General features: G+C 62.7%; 20 protein-coding genes and 1 tRNA gene. 13 read left to right on the forward strand and 8 right to left on the reverse strand.

Annotated elements, in window-relative coordinates:
• Positions 1–193: 193 nt before the first annotated feature.
• Positions 194–1,597: an MBL fold metallo-hydrolase RNA specificity domain-containing protein gene (locus tag P8H27_RS01875; RefSeq protein ID WP_289634927.1), complete on the reverse strand. Its 1,404-nt coding sequence runs from the start codon at positions 1,595–1,597 to the stop codon at positions 194–196.
• A gap of 130 nt (positions 1,598–1,727) precedes the next feature.
• Here P8H27_RS01875 and P8H27_RS01880 point away from each other — a divergent pair, with 130 nt between their 5' ends.
• Positions 1,728–4,133, forward strand: a complete 2,406-nt coding sequence (locus tag P8H27_RS01880) for a xylulose 5-phosphate 3-epimerase (RefSeq protein ID WP_289634928.1) — start codon at positions 1,728–1,730, stop codon at positions 4,131–4,133.
• Between the two features lie 15 nt (positions 4,134–4,148).
• On the opposite strand, the gene P8H27_RS01885 is transcribed toward P8H27_RS01880, so the two are convergent.
• Complete coding sequence (locus P8H27_RS01885; protein WP_289635206.1) at positions 4,149–4,547, reverse strand: quorum-sensing-regulated virulence factor family protein; 399 nt, start codon at positions 4,545–4,547, stop codon at positions 4,149–4,151.
• 185 nt (positions 4,548–4,732) lie between these two features.
• Here P8H27_RS01885 and P8H27_RS01890 point away from each other — a divergent pair, with 185 nt between their 5' ends.
• Positions 4,733–5,443 carry a tRNA-uridine aminocarboxypropyltransferase gene (locus tag P8H27_RS01890; protein ID WP_289634929.1) on the forward strand — a complete coding sequence of 237 codons (711 nt, stop codon included), beginning with the start codon at positions 4,733–4,735 and terminating at the stop codon, positions 5,441–5,443.
• Here the strand turns inward: P8H27_RS01890 and P8H27_RS01895 are convergent.
• The gene (locus P8H27_RS01895) at positions 5,379–6,344 is read right to left on the reverse strand and encodes a DMT family transporter (RefSeq protein WP_289634930.1); all 966 of its coding nucleotides are present in this window, start codon (positions 6,342–6,344) and stop codon (positions 5,379–5,381) included. The two genes, P8H27_RS01890 and P8H27_RS01895, sit on opposite strands and share 65 nt — an antisense overlap.
• A 212-nt stretch (positions 6,345–6,556) precedes the next feature.
• Between P8H27_RS01895 and erdR the strand changes: the two genes are divergently transcribed.
• Positions 6,557–7,207, forward strand: coding sequence for a response regulator transcription factor ErdR (gene erdR, locus P8H27_RS01900; protein WP_289634931.1), 651 nt, complete (start codon positions 6,557–6,559; stop codon positions 7,205–7,207).
• A gap of 138 nt (positions 7,208–7,345) precedes the next feature.
• Positions 7,346–7,711, forward strand: a complete 366-nt coding sequence (locus P8H27_RS01905; RefSeq protein WP_289634932.1) for a diacylglycerol kinase — start codon at positions 7,346–7,348, stop codon at positions 7,709–7,711.
• 57 nt (positions 7,712–7,768) lie between these two features.
• Here the strand turns inward: P8H27_RS01905 and P8H27_RS01910 are convergent, their stop codons facing one another.
• Positions 7,769–8,695 (reverse strand): LysR family transcriptional regulator, encoded by a 927-nt coding sequence (locus P8H27_RS01910; protein ID WP_289634933.1) that lies wholly within the window; start codon positions 8,693–8,695, stop codon positions 7,769–7,771.
• Between the two features lie 109 nt (positions 8,696–8,804).
• Between P8H27_RS01910 and fpr the strand changes: the two genes are divergently transcribed.
• Positions 8,805–9,584, forward strand: coding sequence for a ferredoxin-NADP reductase (gene fpr, locus P8H27_RS01915; RefSeq protein WP_289634934.1), 780 nt, complete (start codon positions 8,805–8,807; stop codon positions 9,582–9,584).
• A gap of 279 nt (positions 9,585–9,863) precedes the next feature.
• Here the strand turns inward: fpr and P8H27_RS01920 are convergent, their stop codons facing one another.
• Entirely contained in the window at positions 9,864–10,190 is a 327-nt protein-coding gene (locus P8H27_RS01920) for an Arc family DNA-binding protein (RefSeq protein ID WP_289634935.1), read from the reverse strand.
• A 1,059-nt stretch (positions 10,191–11,249) separates the two neighbouring features.
• Here P8H27_RS01920 and phnN point away from each other — a divergent pair.
• Positions 11,250–11,816, forward strand: coding sequence for a phosphonate metabolism protein/1,5-bisphosphokinase (PRPP-forming) PhnN (gene phnN / locus P8H27_RS01925; protein WP_289634936.1), 567 nt, complete (start codon positions 11,250–11,252; stop codon positions 11,814–11,816).
• A gap of 129 nt (positions 11,817–11,945) precedes the next feature.
• Here phnN and P8H27_RS01930 read toward each other — a convergent pair whose 3' ends face one another.
• Entirely contained in the window at positions 11,946–12,413 is a 468-nt protein-coding gene (locus P8H27_RS01930; RefSeq protein WP_289634937.1) for an Lrp/AsnC family transcriptional regulator, read from the reverse strand.
• On the opposite strand from P8H27_RS01930, the gene P8H27_RS01935 reads away from it, so the two are divergent.
• The 4 genes from P8H27_RS01935 (at position 12,412) to P8H27_RS01950 (ending at position 18,752) form a co-directional block, all read left to right on the forward strand.
• Complete coding sequence (locus tag P8H27_RS01935; protein WP_289634938.1) at positions 12,412–12,570, forward strand: hypothetical protein; 159 nt, start codon at positions 12,412–12,414, stop codon at positions 12,568–12,570. The two genes, P8H27_RS01930 and P8H27_RS01935, sit on opposite strands and share 2 nt — an antisense overlap.
• Before the next feature lie 44 nt (positions 12,571–12,614).
• On the forward strand, positions 12,615–16,082 hold the full coding sequence (locus tag P8H27_RS01940; protein WP_289634939.1) for an indolepyruvate ferredoxin oxidoreductase family protein: 3,468 nt from the start codon (positions 12,615–12,617) through the stop codon (positions 16,080–16,082).
• Positions 16,083–16,181: 99 nt separating this feature from the next.
• Positions 16,182–17,240: a Glu/Leu/Phe/Val dehydrogenase dimerization domain-containing protein gene (locus P8H27_RS01945; protein WP_289634940.1), complete on the forward strand. Its 1,059-nt coding sequence runs from the start codon at positions 16,182–16,184 to the stop codon at positions 17,238–17,240.
• Between the two features lie 117 nt (positions 17,241–17,357).
• Positions 17,358–18,752 (forward strand): sodium-dependent transporter, encoded by a 1,395-nt coding sequence (locus tag P8H27_RS01950; protein WP_289634941.1) that lies wholly within the window; start codon positions 17,358–17,360, stop codon positions 18,750–18,752.
• Between the two features lie 40 nt (positions 18,753–18,792).
• Here the strand turns inward: P8H27_RS01950 and P8H27_RS01955 are convergent, their stop codons facing one another.
• Positions 18,793–19,254 carry a GNAT family N-acetyltransferase gene (locus P8H27_RS01955; RefSeq protein ID WP_289634942.1) on the reverse strand — a complete coding sequence of 154 codons (462 nt, stop codon included), beginning with the start codon at positions 19,252–19,254 and terminating at the stop codon, positions 18,793–18,795.
• A gap of 271 nt (positions 19,255–19,525) precedes the next feature.
• On the opposite strand from P8H27_RS01955, the gene P8H27_RS01960 reads away from it, so the two are divergent.
• Positions 19,526–19,600: transfer RNA gene (locus tag P8H27_RS01960), tRNA-Arg, on the forward strand.
• A 37-nt stretch (positions 19,601–19,637) separates the two neighbouring features.
• Here the strand turns inward: P8H27_RS01960 and P8H27_RS01965 are convergent.
• Positions 19,638–20,060 carry a hypothetical protein gene (locus tag P8H27_RS01965; protein ID WP_289634943.1) on the reverse strand — a complete coding sequence of 141 codons (423 nt, stop codon included), beginning with the start codon at positions 20,058–20,060 and terminating at the stop codon, positions 19,638–19,640.
• 69 nt (positions 20,061–20,129) lie between these two features.
• Here P8H27_RS01965 and P8H27_RS01970 point away from each other — a divergent pair, with 69 nt between their 5' ends.
• Positions 20,130–20,561, forward strand: coding sequence for a hypothetical protein (locus tag P8H27_RS01970; protein ID WP_289634944.1), 432 nt, complete (start codon positions 20,130–20,132; stop codon positions 20,559–20,561).
• Positions 20,558–21,826, forward strand: a complete 1,269-nt coding sequence (locus P8H27_RS01975) for a Y-family DNA polymerase (RefSeq protein ID WP_289634945.1) — start codon at positions 20,558–20,560, stop codon at positions 21,824–21,826. The genes P8H27_RS01970 and P8H27_RS01975 overlap by 4 nt, the downstream gene beginning before the upstream one ends.
• Positions 21,827–21,905 lie beyond the last annotated feature (79 nt).

Raw genomic sequence — 21,905 nt, forward strand, 5'->3', positions numbered from 1 at the left:
ATCTGCAGTTTTATTGGCCTCATCGACAGCTACGGCTGGTCGGCGCTAAGGGCCGGTTGGCGGCGGGGTTCGGGCCAGTGCGGGCACGAGTCTGCTGGCGAAGATGGTCGCGTAACCATTGCCGCCCGCGCGCGCAATCATGGAGGATGCCTGGCGGCGCGGGGTTGCTCTGCTGCCGTTGTGCACTCTGGGCTCAGATGGCGATCTGCTCGCCTGGCTCGGGGATGCTGGCAATCCAGTTCAGGCGCTCGCGCAGGGTTTGCTGCAGCACCTGCATTTTTTCCAGTTCGCCATGCACCAAGTACAGTTCGGGGTGCTGGTCGAAATGGCTGACCCAGTCGAGCAGTTGCGACTGCCCGGCGTGGGCGGAGAAGCCGCCGAGGGTGTGGATCTGCGCTTTCACCGCGATGCGTTGGTGAAGCATTTTCACCGTGCTGGCGCCATCGACGATGGCCCGTCCCGGGGTGCCTCTGGCCTGGAAGCCGGGAAACACCACATGGCAATCTTCGCGCCAGAGGTTGTGCTTGAAATGATGGGCGATGCGCCCGCCGGTACACATGCCACTGCCGGCGATAATGATGGCGCCGCTTTTAACCCGGTTGATCGCCATGGACTCTTCCGGGGTCGGCGTGCAGCGCAAGACCGGCAGCCAGTCTTCGATGCGCTTGGCGGGCTTGCCTGCAATGGCCGCATGGTCGTCCGGGTCGAACAGATGCTGAAAGCGCGAGTAGATGGCATTGGCGCGAATGGCCATCGGGCTGTCGAGGAATACCGCCTGTTGCGGCAGCCGGCCTTCCTGGTAGAAGCGACCGAGGTAATAGATCAGATCCTGGGTGCGGCCGACGGCGAAGGCCGGGATCAGCACGTTGCCGCCGTCGCGATGAGCCTGCTGGAGAATCTCGGCCAGCTCCTCCAGGGTGTCGTCGCTGTCACGGTGATCGCGATCGCCATAGGTGGACTCGAGCAGCACCAGGTCGGCGCGCTCGAGCGTGGTCGGGGCGTGCATCAGGGGCGAGCAAGTGTTGCCGAGGTCGCCGGAAAATACCAGGTGACGGGTCAGGTGGTGATCCTGCACCTGCAGTTCGACGATCGCCGAGCCCAGGATATGGCCGGCATCGTGAAAGGTCAGCTGCACCCCCCTGGCCACTTCGACTGCTGCGCCATAGGCCAGCGGGCGCCGTTGCTTGAGCGCTTGCTCGGCATCCGCAGTGGTATACAGCGGGCTGAGTGGTGGCTTGCCCTGGCGTGCACGCCACTTGTTCTCCCACTCGGTATCCTTCTCCTGGATCTGCGCCGCATCCAGCAGCATCAGTTCCATCAGTTCGCAACTGGCATCGGTGGCGAAAATCGGCCCGCGATAACCGGCCCCGACCAGTTTGGGCAGCAGGCCGCTATGGTCGATATGGGCATGGGAGATCACCACGGCGTCCAGGCTCAGTGGGTCGAAGGCGAAGGGGGCGCGATTGCCTTCGTCCTCTTCGCGGCGCCCTTGGCGCATGCCGCACTCAAGCAGCACCTTGGCGCCATCGCGGCTTTCGATCAGGTAGCAGGAACCAGTGACTTGCTGGATGGCGCCAAGGAAGCTGAGCAGTGCCATGTTGGAAATCCTTGTTTAAAGGCGAATGACCCCTAGGGTGCCGCGAATGAGGGGCAGCGGCTTTGATGCAGGTCAGGGTGTGGGCTGCTTGGTTTGTCCTAGACTGGGCACAACTTCCAGGAGAGCGCCCATGCCGCAACTATTGCCGAGTGCCAGCGAGCTGGCCGCACATGCCTTGATCGAACCTGGATTCGCCGCTTGGCAGCAAGGCTACGGCCCTGTACAGCATAGTCCCGAGACCTGTGCGGCGGTCTTCCGGATGGCCCATCAACTGGTGCAGGCGGGTCAGCAGCCTGACTTGGCCAGCGTCTATGCTCTGCTGCGCGCATTGGATCGGCTGAACGCCGCCGGCTTATGGCTGGTGGTGCATATGACCTACGCCAGGCGTGTGCGTCTGGATGGCATGGCCCTGGAGCGAGACGACTTCAAACCCGTGCCCGAGGGGCACACTGGTGGCGCCTTGAACATGGTGCCCGGCTACGCCGCCTACCTGGCATTGAATGCCCTGACGGGGGAAACCCGTGGCTGGCTGATGGGGCAGGGGCACTGTGTGGCGGCGGTTGAGGCGCTGAACCTGCTGACCGCCAACCAGCATCCCGAGCAGAGCGTGCGTTACCGTTGCGATGAAGGCGGAATGAGCCGGTTGGTGGCCGATTTCTACAGCTACGCCCAGACTCCCGACGGTGCGCCGGGGGTTCCGCTGGGCAGCCACGTCAATCCGCATACCGCTGGCGGCATCGCCGAGGGCGGTTACCTCGGCTTTGCCGAGCTGCAGTACTGCCACTTGCCTTTGCCGGGCGAGAAGCTGGTGGCCTTTTTGTCCGACGGCGCGGCCGAAGAGCAGCGTGGTAGCGATTGGATGCCGCGCTGGTGGCGGGCGCAAGACTGCGGGGTGGCGTTGCCGGTGATGATCGCCAACGGCCGACGTATCGAGCAGCGTACAGAGTTGGGCACCTTAGAGGGGCTGGCGGGTTTTCGTCAGCACCTGCGCCGCTGCGGTTTCGATCCGATCAGCTTCGATGGGCGCGATCCGGCGGCTTTCGTCTGCGCCCTGTGGCAGATGGAGCAGCGCCTGGAGCACCGGGTTGCCGAATTGCACAGCGGCATCCTGGATTACCCGTTGCCCATGCCCTACGCCATCGCCGAAACCGAAAAAGGCTTCGGCTTCTATGGCGCGGGCAGCAACGCCGCGCACAATCTGCCGCTGCCGGCCAATCCGCATCGCGATGAGGCGGCGCGCGCACTGTTCAACCAGCATGCTGCCGGTCTTTGGGTGGCGCCCGATGAGTTGCTCCAGGCCTGTGCGCAGTTCCGTTGCGGGCGGGCTGAGCGGCCGTTGGAGCGTGATCATCCGATCGCGCGGCGTCAGCCAGCCGCGCTGCAACTGCCGGAGTTGCACTACCAGACGCAAGGCTGCTCGCCGATGTCTGCGCTGGATCGTTTCTTCGTCGACTTGGTGCAGGCCAACCCGCAGCTGCGCCCGCGGGTGGGCAACCCGGATGAATTGGCCAGTAATCGCCTGGAAGGCGTTCTGCGCGCCCTCAAGCACCGGGTCTGTGCGCCTGAAAGCGAGTTGGAAGCCGTGGATGGCGCGATTATTACCGTGCTCAATGAGGAGGCGGTGGTGTCCGCCTGCCTGGCCAATCAAGGCGGCCTGAACCTGCTGGCCAGTTACGAGGCCTTCTGCGTGAAGATGCTCGGCGCGGTGCGCCAGAGCCTGATCTTCGCCCGGCAGCAGAAAGAGGTGGGGCGCCCTGCCGGCTGGCTCGGTTGGCCGTTGGTGGCGACTTCGCATACCTGGGAGAACGGCAAGAACCAGCAGTCGCACCAGGACACCAGCTTTTGCGAGGCGCTGCTCGGCGAGATGAACGATATGGTTCGGGTGTTGTTTCCGGCCGACCATAACTCACTGTTGGCGCTGCTGCCGGCGGTCTACCAAGCCCGCGGGCAACTGGCGTGCATTGTCAGCCCCAAGCGCGAATGTCCGCTCCAGTTCGATCAACCGCAGGCCGAGCAACTGGCCCGCGATGGCGCCATCCTGCTGGATCGCTACGAAGGGCCGGATCCGGTGCTGCTGATCGCCACCGGCGCGTATCAGTTGAGCGAGATGCGCCGCGCGGCTGTGCGCCTGAGCGCGAAGAAATGCGCCTGGCGTCTGCTCTACTTGCAGGAGCCAGGGCGTTTTCGTGAGCCACGGGATGGCTGGGAAGCACAGGCGCTGGCGCCTGCCGCACTGTGCAACGAATTGTTCCCTGCGCAGTATCCACGCCGTGTACTGCTGACCCATATGCGCCCGGAAGTGGCACGCGGGCATCTCTGGCCGATCCTCGGGGATGCCCGCTACAACCGGGTGTTGGGCTACCGCAATCGCGGTGGCACCCTGGACACCGCGGGCATGCTGTTCGCCAATCAGGCGACTTGGGCGCATGTGCTGCAAGCCGTCTCTGAGGTATTGGGCATCAGCGCACAGCAGCTGTTGAGTAATGAGGAGCGAGCTGCTCTGGCTGGCAAGGGGGATATCGCATGCCTGCGCTGACGAGCGAGGCGTGCCCTATTGGCCGCAGTCGCTGTTGCTGAAGCGCTCGCTGACGATCGGGCGATTGGTCTTGTACTCGCTGAACTCGTAACGCAGAACCGCACCGCGCGCCAATAACTGGCGATAGCCAGGGTTGCCGCACACGCTGTTGGCCAACTGCACGCGTACGCTATCCGGGTTGCCGCGCATCTGCGCGGCATGCTCGGGGCGCACGCTCAGGTGGTTGACCAATTCATTGCCGTCGACGCTATAACCGCGATCGAGAATGTCGGCGTTGATCGCCCGTGGCGTGCCCACGCTGCTTTCCCGGGCGACGCGTTCGAGGGTCTTGTCCAGCTCGAAATTGTTCAGCGATGCGGCCTGAGCCAGCACGGGTAAGCTAAGGGCGAGGGTTAGAGCGATCAGGCGCAGCATGGCGTTCTCCGGAGTCAGTTCGAACCCTTCGACAGGCATCGGCCTGCAGAGGTTCAGCCGGCCATCATCTTACGTGGCTGCTGCGGTTTACCCCACCTGCAATCGTGCCGGCTTTGTTAGACTGCCCGGCTTGCCGTTCCAGGATCCGACATGCCGTCCATTTCTCGTCGCGCAGCGCTTTGCCCATGAGCCACGCCGTTGCTCGTTTGCGTGCCGCGCGCATTGCCCGTAGTGAAAAACCTTTTCTGGCCCGTGGCTCCAGGGCCATGCGTTGCCAGCGCTGCCGGCTCGCCCTGAGCCATTGCCTGTGCGCCTGGCGCCCGCAAGTGGAGGCCAGGTCGGGCATGTGCTTGCTGATGCATGATGTCGAGGCGCTCAAACCGAGCAATACCGGTTGGCTGATTGCCGATGTGGTGGCCGATACGTCGGCCTTCGGCTGGTTGCGTACCGCGGTCGAGCCTGCTTTGCCGGCGCTGCTGGGCGATTCGCAGTGGCAGCCCTATCTGGTGTTTCCCGGTGAATACGCCGAGCCTGAACGGGTGGTTAGTCAGGTGCAGACCGCGCCTGGCAAGCGGCCATTGTTCATTCTGCTCGATGCGACCTGGACCGAGGCGCGCAAGATGTTTCGCAAAAGCCCCTACCTCGACAGCTTGCCGGTGCTCAGCCTGGAGCCGGAGCAGTTGTCGCGCTACCGTCTGCGTCGATCCACGCGCGACGACCATCTGTGTACCGCCGAGGTGGCGGCGCTCTGTCTGGAACTGGCCGGCGATCAGCGTGCCGCCGCGGCGCTGAATGCCTACCTGGATGTTTTCAGCCAGCATTACCTGGCGGCTAAAGCTCCTCGCGCGGTCGACCTGAATGACGCGGTGCATCAGCGCTTGCAGTTGTTTCTGTGAGTCGTGGACGGACTAACTCGACAGGGTTCTTCGGCCACAGTTGAGCCAGCAACATGCCGGCGAGCATCAGCGCACAGCCGGCATAACCGCGCAACTGCAGCGCTTCGCCCAGTAGCCAGGCGCCCGCAATGGCGGCAAATACGGCTTCCAGTGAGAGGATGATCGCGGCATGCGCCGCAATCGCATGCTTTTGCGCCACCACCTGCAGGGTAAAGCCGATGGCCACGCCGAACAGGCCGCCATACAGAATCGCCGGGCCGGCGGCAATGATCGAGTCGAGGTGGATATCCTCGAAGAGCAGCGCCAGCAGCAGACTGATCAATGCGCAGGTGGCGAATTGCACCACGGCCAGCCGCAAAGGGTCATGGCGCCTGGCGAATACCCCCACCAGCAGTACATGCACGGCCCAGACTGCGGCCCCTGCCAATTGCAGCCAGTCGCCGGAGGCGACCTGAAAGCCTTCGCCGACGCTGAGCAGGAACATGCCGAGCACCGCCAACGAGGCGCCCAGCCAGATGCCCAAGCCGGTCTTTTGGCCGACCAACAGGCCGAACAGGGGCACGATGATCACGTACAGCCCGGTGATGAACCCGGCGTTGGTCACGCTGGTGAAGAGCAAGCCGACTTGCTGCAGGTTGATTCCCAGTGCCAGCGCCAAGCCCATCAGGCCGCCACCGAGCAACAGCTGGCGGTTCAGCGGTGGGGTAGGCGTGCTGCGCGAGCGCTGCTCGAGTAGCGGGAGCAATGGCAGCAGAATCAATGTCGCCAGGGTAAACCGCAGGCCGCTGTAGAGCAGTGGCCCGATCGAGTCCATGCCCAGGCGCTGGGCGACGAAGGCCGACCCCCAGATCATGGCCGTGAGCAGCATCAAAAGGTCGGCGCGCAGGGCTTGGCTTCGCATAAAAGAGTCTCGTTGGGCAAAGGTGTAAACTGTGCCGCAAAGTAACGCGCTTGACCACTTCGTGATCGCTCGGCATGCTGAACGCCGCCTTAGGCGCATTTGTGCTTGGCCGTGTACTATGCCGGGCTGAATCGAGCGGCACTTCACCGGCCGCCGCAGTGCGCGCTCATGTAACGCGATGCGCTACTCACATAACAAGAACAGGATCTGCCATGGCCGCTTATGAAATCCTGATTGCCGACGATCATCCGCTATTTCGCAGCGCGCTTCAGCAGGCGTTGACCCTGGGGCTTGGCCCACAAGTACGATTGGTAGAGGCTGCTAGCATCGCCGAGCTGGAAACCTGCCTGGCGGACAAGGCCGATTGGGATCTGGTGCTGCTCGACCTCAACATGCCCGGAGCCTATGGTTTTTCCGGTTTGGCGTTGCTGCGCGGGCAGTACCCGCAGGTGCCGGTGGTGATGGTCTCGGCCCAGGAAGAGGCGGCCGTGGTGGTGCGGGCCCGCGAGTTCGGCGCGAGTGGTTTCATTCCCAAATCCAGCTCCCTGGAGAGCATCCAGCAAGCCGTACAAGTGGTGCTCGATGGCGATACCTGGTGGCCGCAGCAAACCGAGGAGGCGGCTCAGGTCTCGGCTGAGGCCAAAGCTGCCAGCGCAGGCCTGGCCAGCCTGACTCCGCAGCAGTTTCGGGTGTTGACCATGGTCTGCGACGGCCTGCTGAACAAGCAGATCGCCTACGAATTGAGCGTGTCAGAGGCCACGGTCAAGGCGCATGTCACCGCGATTTTCCGCAAGCTCGGAGTGCGTACCCGCACCCAGGCGGCGCTGCTGTTGCAGCAGATGGAATCAATCCCGAGCAGTTGAGCGCACTACTATTGAGGCGCGTTGTTCGCCTCTCGCATCATCAGGCACCTACACTGACAGCCAAACCAGCAGATTTGCGCCGGTGCGTTTGTGCAGGGATATAGCCGGCCAGTCTTTTATCGCGTGGGCAGCTTTCTTATGTCGCCATTCAAGGGCCAGACGGGCCTCAAGCGTATCGTTAATGCGGCGGGCTATTCGCTGGCCGGCTTGCGCGTGGCCATCGCCGGCGAAGCCGCATTCCGTCAGCTGCTGTTGCTCAATCTGCTGTTGATCCCGCTGGCGTTCTACAGCGACGTCAGTCGGGGCGAACGCGCACTGATGGTTGGCGTCTGCCTGTTGGCGTTGATCGTCGAACTGCTCAACTCGGCGCTGGAGGCGGCGGTCGATCGTATCTCTCTGGAGCTGCATCCCTTGTCAAAAAACGCCAAGGACATGGGCAGTGCCGCGCAGTTCATGTCCCTGACGCTGATCGCCAGTGTCTGGACGGTGATCCTGCTGGGCTGAGCGGCCGGGCAAGGAGGGCTGGCGGTGGCGTGCGCAATGCCTTGGCGGCAGGATTGCTCAGGCGATGCTCGGCAGCACGATCTCATCGCTGCGTCTGGCCCCGGCAGTCAGTGCCCGGCATAGCTCGATGAATTCGCGCATGGCGGCGGTCTGGTACTTCTGTTTATGCCAGATAAAGTAGAACTGTCGACGCAGATCCAGTTCGGGCGTTTCCACGGCCACCAAGCTGCCGCGGCGGAAGGCATCGCGCAGGGCCAGGCGCGAGATGCAGCCGATGCCCAGGCCCGACTCCACCGCGCGCTTGATCGCCTCGGTGTGTTCCAGTTCCAGACGGATATTCAGCGCGTCGGGGTGATGGCGCATGGCTTGGTCGAAGGTCAGGCGCGTGCCCGAGCCTTGTTCGCGTAAAATCCAGGCCTCGCGGGTCAGTTCCTCCAGACTGGCTTCGCCGCGTTGGGCCAGAGCATGCTGCGGTGCGCAGAACACCACCAGCTCGTCCTTGACCCAGGGTTGCACCTCGATATCCGGGTGCTGGCAGTCGCCTTCGATCAAGCCCATATCCAGCTCGTAATGGGCGATCTGCTGCACCACATAAGCGGTGTTGTGCACCTGCAATGTCACCCGGCATTCCGGATGGCGCTGCATGAAGCTGCCAATCAGCAGGGTCGCCAGGTAATTGCCGACAGTCAGGGTGGCGCCGACATTCAGCGAGCCAAAACCACTCTTGCCGCCCAGCAGGCGCTCGATCTCCTTGGCCTGGTCGAGCAAGGCCACTGCTTGCGGCAGCAACTGCGAACCCAGGGCGTTGAGGCTCAGGCGTTTGCCGGCGCGGTCGAACAGCTGGCAGTCGGACTGGCGTTCCAGTTCGCTCAGTGAGGTACTGGTAGCCGATTGCGACAGTGCCAGTGACTCGGCGGCGCGCGAGACACTTTCCTGTTGGGCCACGGCGACGAAGACCTGAAGTTGCCTAAGAGTGAATCGCATATCTATATAACCGATAACCTATATCTTGATAATTTGCTTAACAGATATTCTGCGCCCGCCTAGAATCCCTCGCAATCCTAACTGTGCCAGCGCTTCTTGAGGAACCAGCATGAGCAATCTGAACATCGAGCGCGTACTCAGCGTCCACCATTGGAACGACACCCTGTTCAGCTTCAAGACCACCCGCAACCCTGGTCTGCGTTTCGACAACGGCCAGTTCGTGATGATTGGTTTACAGCAGGGCAATGGTCGTCCGTTGATGCGTGCCTACTCGATTGCCAGCCCTAACTACGAAGAGCATCTGGAATTCTTCAGCATCAAGGTACAGGACGGCCCGCTGACCTCGCAGTTGCAGCATCTCCAACCGGGTGACGAACTGATGGTCAGTCGCAAACCGACTGGCACCCTGGTGCTCGATGATCTGTTACCGGGTAAGCATCTATACCTGCTCAGCACCGGTACCGGCCTGGCACCTTTCATGAGCGTGATCCAAGATCCGGAAACCTACCAGCGTTACGAAAAAATCGTGCTGGTGCATGGCGTGCGTTACGTCAACGAAGTGGCCTATCGCGAATTCATCACCGAGCACCTGCCGCAGAACGAATACTTCGGCGAATCGTTGAAGAACCAGCTGATCTACTACCCGACCGTGACCCGCGAAGAGTTCGAGAACCAGGGCCGTTTGACCGACCTGATGCGCAGCGGCAAGCTGTTCCGCGATATTGGCTTGCCGCCGATCAATGCGCGGGACGACCGCGCCATGATCTGTGGCAGCCCGAGCATGCTCGATGAAACCAGCGCGGTGCTGGAGAGTTTTGGTCTGAGAGTTTCCCCGCGCATGGGCGAGCCGGGCGATTACCTGATCGAGCGCGCCTTCGTCGAAAAGTAAGCGCCGCGGGGTTAGCAGGCCGTTGGCCGAAAACGCAATGCCGTTCACTTAAGTCAAGTGAGCGGCATTTTTCTAGGCGGCGTGAAAGCAAGGTTCCGAACGCCTCGAAAGAGCGGGTGGCAGAGGTGATGCCGGGGCAGCGCGAGTGCGCGTGCAAGCCGCAGAAACAGAAAATCCGATGCCGGGGGCATCGGATTTCGATTTCACGCCAGCGGCGTCAGCTTGTTAAGGCGTAGTTGATAGGTGTTAGCCTGGGCGCCGGTTTTCTATCGATACAGCTTACGCTTGTTCGGCGGCCATCTCGGCATCATGGGCGATTAATGCCACCAGGGCATTTTGCTGGCGCCGTGACAACTGGCGGAAGCGCTGCAGTAACTCGCGCTCGTGCAAGGACAGTTCGGGGCTGTCCAGGCGCAGATCGAGTTCGTCACCCAGACTGCTTTCCTGAAGCATGCTCTGCTCAAGGCGGGCGATGATTTCCGAGTTCATGCTGCGGTGATGATTGCGCGCGACATCAGCGATGCGCTCGCGCATGCCATCGGGCAAGCGAACGACGAACTTGTCAGCCGTGCGGCTGGAGTAAATAGCCTGTTTCATAGGGCGCATACATTTAACCGGTTAGTTCAGGGAAGCGATGCTGGCAGTGAGCCGCGAGATTGTCACCGGTTTGACCATCTTTAGCACTAGCTGTTCAGTCAGAATCGCCATTTGTGTCGATGTGAGTATCCGGTCGTCAAAGCATTTTTTTGACGCCAATTGCGCGTCGCATTGTGTCGCCTGTAAAGGCTTTTCGCCAGCACTGGTTGCCAGAAATGCGTGTCATTAAGCAAAAGACAGGCATTAATTGCCGGCGTAAAAATTAAACCAGCAGCCCCTTCAGCGTTATGGCTCATGAGCGGGGCTGATGCAGAACTTGCCTGCCTTGTCCTACCCCGGTCGGCGATCCTGAGTTGCCAAGCCGTTAACAGGTGGTTGAAGACTACCTGCGTTGCCGATGCAGCGTTAAAAACGGCCTGCTAACGAAGGGCTGTTCCATGAGCGCTGCGATCCGGGTTGAGAGCCTGAATAAAATATTCAGCGGTAAACCGGTTTTCCATGCGCCGGCTTTGTTCGTGCCGTGCGGTGAACTGGTTGGTCTGGCTCCGCTCAATCAACCTTGCTGCGCCATTCGGCGGGCCGTACGGCTGACGGCGCCATGTGCCGACGCAAGGGCGCTTGAGTGGCGGCATGCGCGAGTGCGCGCAGGCATAGAGCGCAGCTCCCGGCAGTTCAATCTGGCTGGTTGTTTAAGCGTAGTGCAAAAACCTATGCTTGGTTGCCTCTGAACTTGTCCGCTCGCAGTGGCTTTCGTTATGAGCGTGCTGATGGGCGCGGCAAACAGCATTCGCGGCCGTGCCCGTCCAGGTAATATCGCCGCCGAACTGACGCGGCATGGCGTGCTGGGCATTCTTTTCAGCGACTACTCTCCAGAGCGCCTGTTGCGAGCGGCACCGCTGGGTCTGCCGCGCACTGTCGCCACGCTCAGCCGAGGCCGGCGAAGGCGGTGGGGGCCGACGGTCGTGGTGCAAGCCGCGTCGCCAGCGTGCCGGCCTGCTGCAGGCCGCGGGTGGAGGATGGCCAGGCGCTGATCCGGCAGTTCTGGTAACAAGCGAGCAGGGGGTTTTGATGAGTGGCAGGTTGATCTATTTGATGGGGCCTTCCGGCTCGGGCAAGGACAGCCTGTTGCATGCCGCACGCGAGCGTCTGGCCGAGCGCGATTGCCGGATCGTCCGGCGGGTGATTACCCGCTCGGCGGAGGCGGTGGGGGAGGACGCCATTGGTGTGTCTCCGGCCGAGTTCGCCGCTCGGGAGCAGGCCGGTGCCTTTGCCTTGAGCTGGCGTGCCAACGGCCTGGCCTACGGTATCCCCAGGCAGATCGACGACTGGCTGGCAGCGGGGCAGGATGTGCTGGTCAATGGCTCGCGGGCTTATCTGCCGCAGGCGCGGCAGCGTTATCCCGAGCTGATCGGGGTGCTGTTGGTGGTGGACGCTGCGGTGCTGCGCGAGCGCTTGCTCAGGCGCGGTCGTGAAACGCCGGAGCAGGTCGGGCAGCGTCTGGCCCGCAATCGGTTGTTCGACAGCGGCGCTGCGGCAGCCGCCGATGGCGTGCACCTACTGGATAACTCCAGCCACGTCGAACGCACGGTGGATCGTCTGCTGGCCCTGATCGGAACCCGCCGCGCATGCGCCTGAGCCTGCGGAGCACGGGCGACCCCCTCCGCATGCGTTGAGCAGGCATCCTGCAGGTCTGCGACCACGCCGACCCCACCAGGGCGGTACAGGCATGCGGACATGCTCGATTTCAGTCGGCCGTTCGGTGGCTCAATCCAGCGGCAATTCGGTGGTGCGTTTGACTTCGCTCATGGCGATGTTGGAGTGCGCTTCCTGCACGTGCGGGCGTTGCAGCAGGTGGTCGCGCAGGAAGCGCTCGTAGCCGGCGATGTCCTTGGCCACCACCTTGAGCAGGTAGTCCGAGCCGCCGGCCATGGTGTAGCACTCCAGCACTTCCGGGTAGCCGACCACCGCCTGTTCGAATTCCTCCAGGTTGCTGCGGCCGTGGGCCGACAGTTTGATGTCGACGAACACGGTGATGCTGAAGCCAAGCAGCTTGTGGTTGAGCAGGGCGACCTTGCGCTCGATCAGGCCGTCTTCCTGCATGCGGTGAATCCGCCGCCAGCAGGGCGATTGTGACAATTCGACCTTCTCCGCCACTTCGGCCGCGGACAGCTCGGCGTTGTGTTGCAGCAGGCGCAAAATCTTGCGATCGATGGGGCTTAGCGGATTTTGCATGAATGATCCCGGTATTTTGTTTTTATTGGATAAGTCATGCGAAATATTGGCGCTTAAGGTCGAAAAAAGAAAGAAAAAAGCGATACCGCTCAGTCATATTCTTGTCCAGTCGTTGCACGCAGTGATCCTGCTTGCGACAGAACCGCGCAGGCATTAACCGGTGCCCGCGCAGCTCGCCATAACAATAAAAGGAGCGCCCGCATGTCTCTGGCCGAGATCCGCCTGGATGACAAGTATCGCCTTGCCACTGGTCACCTCTACCTCACCGGCACCCAGGCGCTGACCCGCCTGCCGATGCTGCAAAAGCAGCGCGACACCGCCCATGGCCTGAATACCGCCTGCTTTATCTCCGGCTACCGCGGCTCGCCGCTGGGCAACCTGGACAAGAGCCTGTGGGAGGCCAAGGGCTTCCTGCAAGAGAACGCCATCCACTTCCAGCCCGGGGTCAACGAAGAGTTGGCCGCCACCGCGGTGTGGGGCAGCCAGCAGACCAACCTGTTCCCCGGTGCGCGCTACGACGGCGTGTTCGCCATGTGGTACGGCAAGGGTCCGGGCGTCGACCGCTGCGGCGACGTGTTCAAGCACGGCAACTCGGCCGGCGTCTCCGAGCATGGCGGCGTGCTGCTGCTGGCCGGCGACGACCATGGCTGCAAGTCCTCGAGCATCGCCAACCAGAGCGAGCATGCGTTTATCGCCGCCTCGATCCCGGTGCTCAATCCGGCCAACGTCCAGGAAATCATCGACTACGGCATTCTCGGCTGGGAGCTGTCGCGTTACAGCGGTTGCTGGGTGGCGCTGAAGACCATCGCCGAGAACGTCGACTCCTCGGCGGTGGTGGAAGTCGACCCGCTGCGCATCGAGGTGAAAATTCCCGAGGACTTCGAGCTGCCCGAGGACGGCGTGTACATCCGCTGGCCGGATCCGCCCCTGGTTCAGGAAAAACGCCTCAACACCTACAAGATCTACGCCGCCCGCGCCTTCGCCCGCGCCAACAACCTCAACCAGGTGCTGCTCGATTCGCCGAATCCGCGCCTGGGCATCATCACCACCGGCAAGTCCTACCTGGACGTGCGCCAGGCCCTGGAAGACCTCGGCCTGGATGAGGCGCTGTGCGCCCAGGTCGGCCTGCGCGTGCTCAAGGTCGGCATGAGCTGGCCGCTGGAGCCGGTCTCGGTGCACGAGTTCGCCGAGGGCCTGGACGAGATCCTGGTGGTCGAGGAGAAACGCAGCATCATCGAGGATCAACTGACCGGCCAGCTGTACAACTGGCCGGTGGGCAAGCGCCCGCGGGTGGTCGGCGAGTTCGACGAGGGCGGCCACTCGCTGCTGCCGAACCTCTCCGAGCTGACCCCGGCGATGATCGCCCGCGCCATCGCCAAGCGCCTGGCGCCGATCTACAGCAGCGCGACTATCGAGGAGCGTCTGGCCTTCCTCGCCGCCAAGGAAGCCTCCCTGGCGGCGCCCAAGCACAGCACAGTACGCACCCCGCATTTCTGTTCCGGCTGCCCGCACAACACCTCGACCAAGCTGCCGGAAGGCAGCCGCGCCCAGGGCGGCATCGGCTGCCACTACATGACCCAGTGGATGGATCGCAACACCGACACCTTCACCCAGATGGGCGGCGAGGGCGCGACCTGGATCGGCCAGGCGCCGTTCACCGACACCGCGCACATCTTCCAGAACCTCGGCGACGGCACCTACTTCCACTCCGGCCAGCTGGCCCTGCGCGCGGCCGTGGCCGCCGGGGTCAATATCACCTACAAGATCCTCTATAACGACGCGGTGGCCATGACCGGCGGCCAGCCAATCGACGGCGAACTGCGCGTCGATCAGCTCAGCCAGCAGGTGTTCGCCGAGGGCGTCAAGCGCATCGCCCTGGTCAGCGACGAGCCGGACAAGTACCCGAGCCGCGACGGCTTCGCCCCCATCGTCACTTTCCACCACCGCAGCGATCTGGATGCGGTGCAGCGTGAGCTGCGCGAGTTCAAGGGCGTGTCGGTGATGATCTACGACCAGACCTGCGCCACCGAGAAACGCCGTCGGCGCAAGCGCGGCAAGCTGGTCGACCCGGCCAAGCGCGCCTTCATCAACCCGGCGGTGTGCGAGGGTTGTGGCGATTGCAGCGTCAAGTCCAACTGCCTGTCGGTGCTGCCGCTGGAAACCGAGCTGGGGCGCAAGCGCGAGATCGACCAGAACTCCTGCAACAAGGATTTCAGTTGCGTCGAGGGCTTCTGTCCGAGCTTCGTCACCGTGCACGGCGGCAGCCTGCGCAAGCCGGAAGCGGTGGGCCTGAGTGCGCTGTTCATCGCCTTGCCGGAGCCGCGCCAGCCGTCGCTGCAGCGGCCCTGGAACATCCTCCTGCCAGGGGTCGGCGGCAGCGGCGTGACCACCGTCGGCGCGCTGCTGGGCATGGCCGCGCACCTGGAAGGCAAGGGCTGCAGCGTGCTCGACCAGGCCGGTCTGGCGCAGAAGTTCGGCCCGGTAATCACCCATATCCGCGTTGCCGCCAAGCAGGACGATATCTTTGCCGTGCGCATCGCCGCCGGCGAGACCGATCTGCTGCTCGGTTGCGATCTGGTGGTGGCCGCCAGCGAAGAAGCCCTGGCCAAGCTCAACGACAAGATCGCCCATGCGGTGATCAACAGCCATGAGGCGGCGACTGCCGAATTCACCCGCAACCCCGATGCCCAGGTGCCGGGCGCGGCCATGCGCGAGGCGCTGATCGAGGCGGTCGGCGCGGGCAAGACCCACTTCGTCGACGCCACCCGCCTGGCCACCCGCCTGCTCGGCGACAGCATCGCCAGCAACCTGTTTATGCTTGGCTTCGCCTATCAGAAGGGCTTGGTGCCGGTCTCCGCCGAAGCCATCGCCAAGGCCATCGAACTCAACGGCGTGGCCGTGCAGCTCAACCAGCAGGCGTTCCTCTGGGGCCGCCGCGCGGCGCACGATGTCGCCGCAGTGGAGAAGCTCGCTGCACCCAAGGTGGTCGAGGCACCGCGGTGCGAAAGCCTGGACGAGATCGTGCAGTTCCGCGTCGATTTCCTTACCGCCTATCAGAACGCCGCCTATGCCGAGCGCTACCGTGCGCTGGTGCAGCGCGTGCGCCAGGCCGACCAGGGCGCCGACCAGGCCCTGAGCCGCGCTGTCGCGCGCCACTACGCCAAGCTGCTGGCCTACAAGGACGAGTACGAGGTGGCCCGGCTGTACAGCGACGGCCGCTTTATCCAGCAGTTGGAAGCACAGTTCCAGGGCGACTACCGCCTGGAGTTCCATCTGGCGCCGTCCTGGCTGGCCAAGCCCGACCCCGCTACCGGCCAGCCGCGCAAGCGCCAATTCGGGCCCTGGATGCTCAAGGCGTTTGCTGGGCTGGCCAGGTTCAAGTTCCTGCGTGGCACGCCACTCGATCTGTTCGGCTACAGCGCCGAGCGCAAGCTGGAACGCGAGCTGATCGAGGGCTACGAGCAGAGCATCGACTACCTGCTCAAGCAGCTGAATGCCGGCAACTACCGTACGGCCGTGGCGCTGGCCGAACTGCCGGAACAGATCCGCGGTTACGGCCACGTCAAGGAGCAGAGCCTGGTCAAGGTGCGCGAGCAGGAGCAGCAGCTCAAGGCGCGTCTGCTGGTCAACCAGATCCAGGCCGTGCAGTTGTTCGAGCCTGCCGCCTGACGAGCGCTTTGTAATGCAGCAGGCCCGCCCCGGGGCGGGCCTGCTAGTGCGATCTTGGCTACCCCAAATTCCACAACAAGAACCTTTCGAGGAACCCCCATGTCCGTGTTTTCCCATATCGACTTCGATCACCACGAGCAAGTGGTCTACGGCCACGATCAGGCCAGCGGTCTGAAGGCCATCATCGCCATCCACAACCGCAACCTCGGCCCGGCTCTCGGCGGTTGCCGCATGTGGCCCTACGCCAGCGACGAGGAAGCGCTGCGCGATGTGCTGCGCCTGTCGCGGGGCATGAGCTACAAGTCGGCGCTGGCCAGATTGCCGCTGGGTGGCGGCAAGGCAGTGATCATCGGCAACCCGCACACCGGCAAGAGCGCGGCGCTGTTCCAGGCCATGGGCGATTTCGTCGACAGCCTGGGCGGACGCTATATCACCGCCGCCGACTCCGGCACCGGCGTGGCGGAAATGCAGATCATGGCCGAGCGTACCCGCCACGTGGCCGGTGCCGGCCAGCGCGAGGCCTTCGGCGGCGGCATGCGCAATGGCGATCCGTCGCCCTCGACGGCGTATGGCGTGTTTATCGGCCTGCAGGCGGCGGTCAAGCATCGTCTCGGTCGCGATGACCTCAAGGGTCTGCGGGTGGCGGTGCAGGGCGTCGGCCAAGTCGGCTTCGGCCTGGCCCGGCAGCTCAAGGAAGCCGGCGCCGAGCTGTGGGTGACCGACATAGTCGAGGCCAATGTGCAGCGCGCGGTGGAGCAGCTGGGCGCCACGGCCGTCGGCCAGAACGACATCTACGGCCTGGAGGTGGACGTGTTCGCCCCCTGCGCCATGGGCGCCATCATCAACCCGCAGACCCTCGAAGCGTTGCGCGCCCCGGTGATCGCCGGGGCGGCCAATAACCAGTTGGCCGATGCCGGACTGGCCGAGGAGCTGCGTCGGCGTGGTTGCCTGTACGCGCCGGATTACGCGATCAATGCCGGCGGCATCATCGATGTCTGCTACGAGCGCAGCGGTGGCAGCACGGCCGAACTCAAGGCGCATATCGAAGGCATAGGCGCCACCCTGGAGGAGATTTTCCAGCGCGCCGAGCGCGAGGGCAGCACCACCACGGCGGTGGCCGATCGCATGGCCCGGGAGCGCCTGCACGCCGGTATCTGACGGAGGGCGCGCCGCACGCAGCGGATGCCAGGGCTCGGCCCTGGTTCCGCTGCAGTCCGCAGCGCCGCCCAGCAACCGGCAATGACTTTTTCCACAACAACAAGAGGGCAAGCCCCAATGAGTCAAGACAGTATCGCCGCCGCCAGCATGGCCGGCGCCTCCAGCAGCACTGGCCGTGGCCTGTGGTCGTCGCGCTGGGCATTCTTCCTCGCCGCCACCGGTTCGGCGGTGGGCCTGGGCAATATCTGGAAATTCCCCTATATCACCGGCGAGAACGGCGGCGGCGCCTTCGTCCTGGTCTACCTGGCGTGCATCCTGGTGATCGGCATTCCGCTGCTGATGACCGAGGTGATGATCGGCCGGCGTGGCCGGGCCAATCCCGAGGGGGCCATGGCGGTGCTGGCCAAGACCGCCGGAGCCAGCCGCCATTGGCGCCTGCTCGGCAGTGTGGCGATTCTCACCGGTTTTCTGATCCTCAGCTTCTACGCGGTGATTGCCGGCTGGGCGCTGGCCTATACGCCAGCGGCCATCATGGGCAGTTTTTCCGGACTGAATGGCGAGGCCAGTGGCGCGTTGTTCGGCGCCATGCTCGGCGATCCCTGGAAGCTCGTCGGCTTCGGCACTGTGGTGCTGCTGCTGACCCTGGGCATCGTCGCCCTGGGCGTGCGCGAGGGCCTGGAGCGTTCGCTGCGCTTCATGATGCCGGGGCTGTTCGCGCTGCTGCTGGTGCTGGTCGGCTACGCCGCCACTACCGATCATTTCGGCGAGGCCGTGCATTTCCTGTTCGCGGCCGATTTCAGCAAGCTCAGCGGCCAGAGCGTGCTGGTGGCGTTGGGGCATGCCTTCTTCACCCTCAGCCTGGCGACAGGCGCGATGATGGCCTACGGCTCCTACCTGCCGGCCGGCACCTCGATCGCCAAGACCGCAATCATGGTCGCCCTGGCCGATACCGCGGTGGCGCTGCTGGCCGGCCTGGCGATTTTTCCGCTGGTGTTCGCCAACGGCCTGGAGCCGGGCGCCGGTCCCGGGTTGATCTTCGTTACCCTGCCGATCGCCTTCGGCCAGATGCCGTTCGGTCAGCTGGTCGGCGGCTTGTTCTTCATCATGCTGGCCATCGCCGCGCTGACCTCGGCGATTTCCCTGCTGGAGCCGACCGTGGCCTGGCTCGGCGAGAAGTTCGCCATCGGCCGGATCAAGGCGGTAGTGTTGAGCGGCATTGTCCTGTGGCTGTTGAGCCTGGGCACGGCGTTGTCGTTCAACGTCTGGAGCGAACTCACCCTGTTCGGCAAAACCTTCTTCGACAGCCTCGACTACCTCACCACCAGTTTGCTGATGCCGCTCGGTGGCCTGGGTACGGTGCTGTTCGGCGGCTGGGTGCTGAACCGTACGGTCGTGCAGGAGGCGCTGGGCATCGGCCATCCACAGCTGTTCAAGCTGTGGTGGCAGGTGCTGCGCTGGGTCACGCCGCTGGGTATTCTGCTGGTGTTTGTGCACACCCTCGGGCTGTTCTGAGCGGTGGGTGGATGACGCGCAGCTTGTCCACCCTCGAGCCTCAGTCGAGGCTCAGCGCCAGGCTGATGCCGTGGGGCTTGAAGCCCAGGTTTGCATAGAAACGGTGCGCGTCTTCGCGGCTGTGGTTGCTCGACAACGCCAGCTTGTAGCAACCCCAGGCGCGGGCATGCTCGGCGGCCTTGGCCAGCAAGGCCCGGCCGATGCCCAAACCACGGGCGTCGGCAGCCACCACCACGTCCTCGAGGATCGCCGAGCGGGCGAAATTGTGCGCCAGGTGCTCGATCAGATGCAGCGTGCAGCTGCCGAGCAACTTGCCGTCGCGCTCGGCCACCAGCACCGCGCGACCGTGCGGCAACTGACTCAGGCGCAGGGCCAGAAGCTGCGGGTCGGCGCACGGCTCGTCGGCGCCCAGCTGCTGCAGCAACGCGGCCAGGGCCTGGGCATCGCCGGCGCAGGCGGCGCGCACGCTGTAATGGGTGACGGATGAGGCGGGCCGGGACATGCTGATCTCCTCGCGGGGCTGCAGGCAGTATGGCCGCCTTATGCTGGCAGCGGCATGACAAATCCGTTCATGCTGGGTAACATGCCGCCCGGTCGTCGCGATTGCTCGGCCAGTTCGACTGAGTCCCCTTAGTTCAATGGATAGAATAAGCCCCTCCTAAGGGCTAGTCATAACTACTTCTCTTGAAGCTGGTATCATGCAGAGGCTAGGCATGACATGTAAGACTTGGTTTTCTATGAAAGCCTTATAGATAAAGGGTTTTAAGCTATCCGTCCCTGTAGTTTAATGGATAGAACGGCCCCCTCCTAAGGGGTCGGTGCTGGTTCGATTCCAGCCGGGGACGCCATCTTTAGTCACTACTTCAGTAACTACTTCTATTTCGGCTAAAAACTGATCAGTGGCCATCGATCATGCACCCACTGGTGTTCGCCAGGTGCATCTGTAGTGATCACGTAGACCCGCTGCTGTTCACCATCCCCGATCACAAGCCCCTCAATCATCGCGCCCTCGGCCAAGTCGAACCAGTGGCTGACCTTCGCTTCATCTTTCTCCATGAATTTTGCAGCTGGGATGCGGACAGGAGTCGGCCCGTACTTTTCCCACCGCCCCTCCTCGACTGAGCTGAGTCGCGCCCATCCGCCAGCAGGCCCCTTGCCGGCCTGCTCCCTCCGTCTGCCCCACGGAATCCACACGACCTGTTCCTCGCTGCCGAGGACGGGCAGGGCCGCACGCGGATTTGGGAAGTAAATCTTCAGCTGCTCGCCAGATCGTGTGTATCGCCCGGAAATTTCAACGCCGCCACACATCGTCGCCCCCTTTGGGTTCGGAAAAATCTGACTATACTGTACGCATGTCCAGTATTTTAGAGCAGCCCGATGAACACCGCATTTTTGACTCCGGGCCGACGCATCGAGCGCCTGTGTCTATCTCCAGAAAAACTGAAAATCACCGGCTTCCAATCTCCTGCCGGCGATCACGAGCAAGGCCCTCTCAGCATCGACGAATACGTAGGCCTTGGTGCGCCTCATATCTGGCTTTGGATCGCTGACAGCGACGTGCTGGCGGGCCTTGGCATCTACCAACACGATGTTCTAGTCGTGAACCGGACAGGCAAGGCCAACCCTGGCCGCGCAGCAATCGTCATCATCGACAACGAGTTCAAACTCTGCTCGATACTCACGGACACAGAGAAAAAGCGCTCTCTCGTCACCATAGACCGCCAGGGCGAGTGCCAGCACCTGGCCGGACAAGATGATGTGGTGCTTTGGGGTATCATCGATTTCCTCTTCAGAGACCTCCGGCCATGAGGAGGGTCTACGCGCTAATCGACTGCAACAGCTTCTACTGCTCGTGTGAGCGCATCTTCCGTCCTGAACTGGCCACAACCCCCATTGTCGTGCTGTCGAATAACGACGGCTGCGTCATCGCTCGTACACGCGAAGCGAAGGCCCTAGGCATTGCCATGGGCGCAGCATTCTTCGAAATCCGTGAACAACTTCGTAAGTCGGGCGTGATGGCCTTTTCGAGCAACTACGCCCTTTACGCTGACGTATCGAACAAAGTCATGCGCTGTATCCACAGCTGTTTGCCCGACATTGAAGTCTATTCAATCGACGAATCCTGGGCAGACCTCACGGGGATGCAGGGTGACCTGACAGCCATCGGTAAAGACATCAAAGACCGCGTTTGGAGCGAATGCGCGATGCCAGTAGGAGTGGGTATAGGTCATACCAAGACCCTCGCAAAACTCGCAAATTACGCGGCCAAAAAATGGCAGAAGACTGGCGGAGTTGTTGACCTGACCGATCCTGTTAGGCGAGACAAGCTGCTGCGGATTGCTCCAGTCGAGGAGGTCTGGGGCGTCGGTCGCCGGTTGAATCAAAGTCTAGAAGCACTAGGGATCAGGACCGCTTGGGATCTCGCTAATGCTGATCTAACAATGATTCGGAAGACATTTGGCCGTGTCCTTGAGCGCACCGCCCGCGAGCTTCGTGGTGAAGAATGGATACGTATGCACCAGTCCCCTGATCTCAAAAAAGAAATCTGTAGCGCGAAGTCGTTCGGCACGAAGCTGAAGCAGATTGAGCCGATCCGCGAAGCCTTGGCGAGCTACGTAGCACGAGCAGCTGAGAAATTGAGAGAGCAGGGGAGTCTGGCCGAGGAAATGATCATCAACCTGCAAACATCCGGCTTCGTCGAAGATCGTCAACGCTACTTCAACAGCGTCCGCTGCGTGCTACCGCATCCGACTAACGACACCATGTTGATGACGCAGGCTGCGAACCAGGCCCTCAGCCGGATTTTCCGAAAAGGCTATGCGTACTCGAAAGTTGGGATTTTGCTGACAAATCTTGTGCAAGCGGATGGGTACACGCCTGATCTGTTTGCTGAACCGCCGCGCAAGAACGTGGAGAGGCTGATGGAGACGATTGATGTGCTCAACCAGCGGTTCGGCAGGGGAGTAGTGCGTGTAGGGACGATCTGGCCAGGAGGGCGGGCTTGGGAGGTGAAGAGGGAGCTGCTTTCGCCCGCTTATACAAGCAACTGGGGTGCCTTGCCTCGGGCTGGTTAGGGTGGTGTGCTTGACAGAAATAGCATCTGAATTAACGACGCCGTTCACATCGACTGATAGTATGTGGCGGTTTTTTGTA

The organism is Pseudomonas sp. sp1636, assembly GCF_030376615.1.
Lineage (GTDB): Bacteria > Pseudomonadota > Gammaproteobacteria > Pseudomonadales > Pseudomonadaceae > Aquipseudomonas.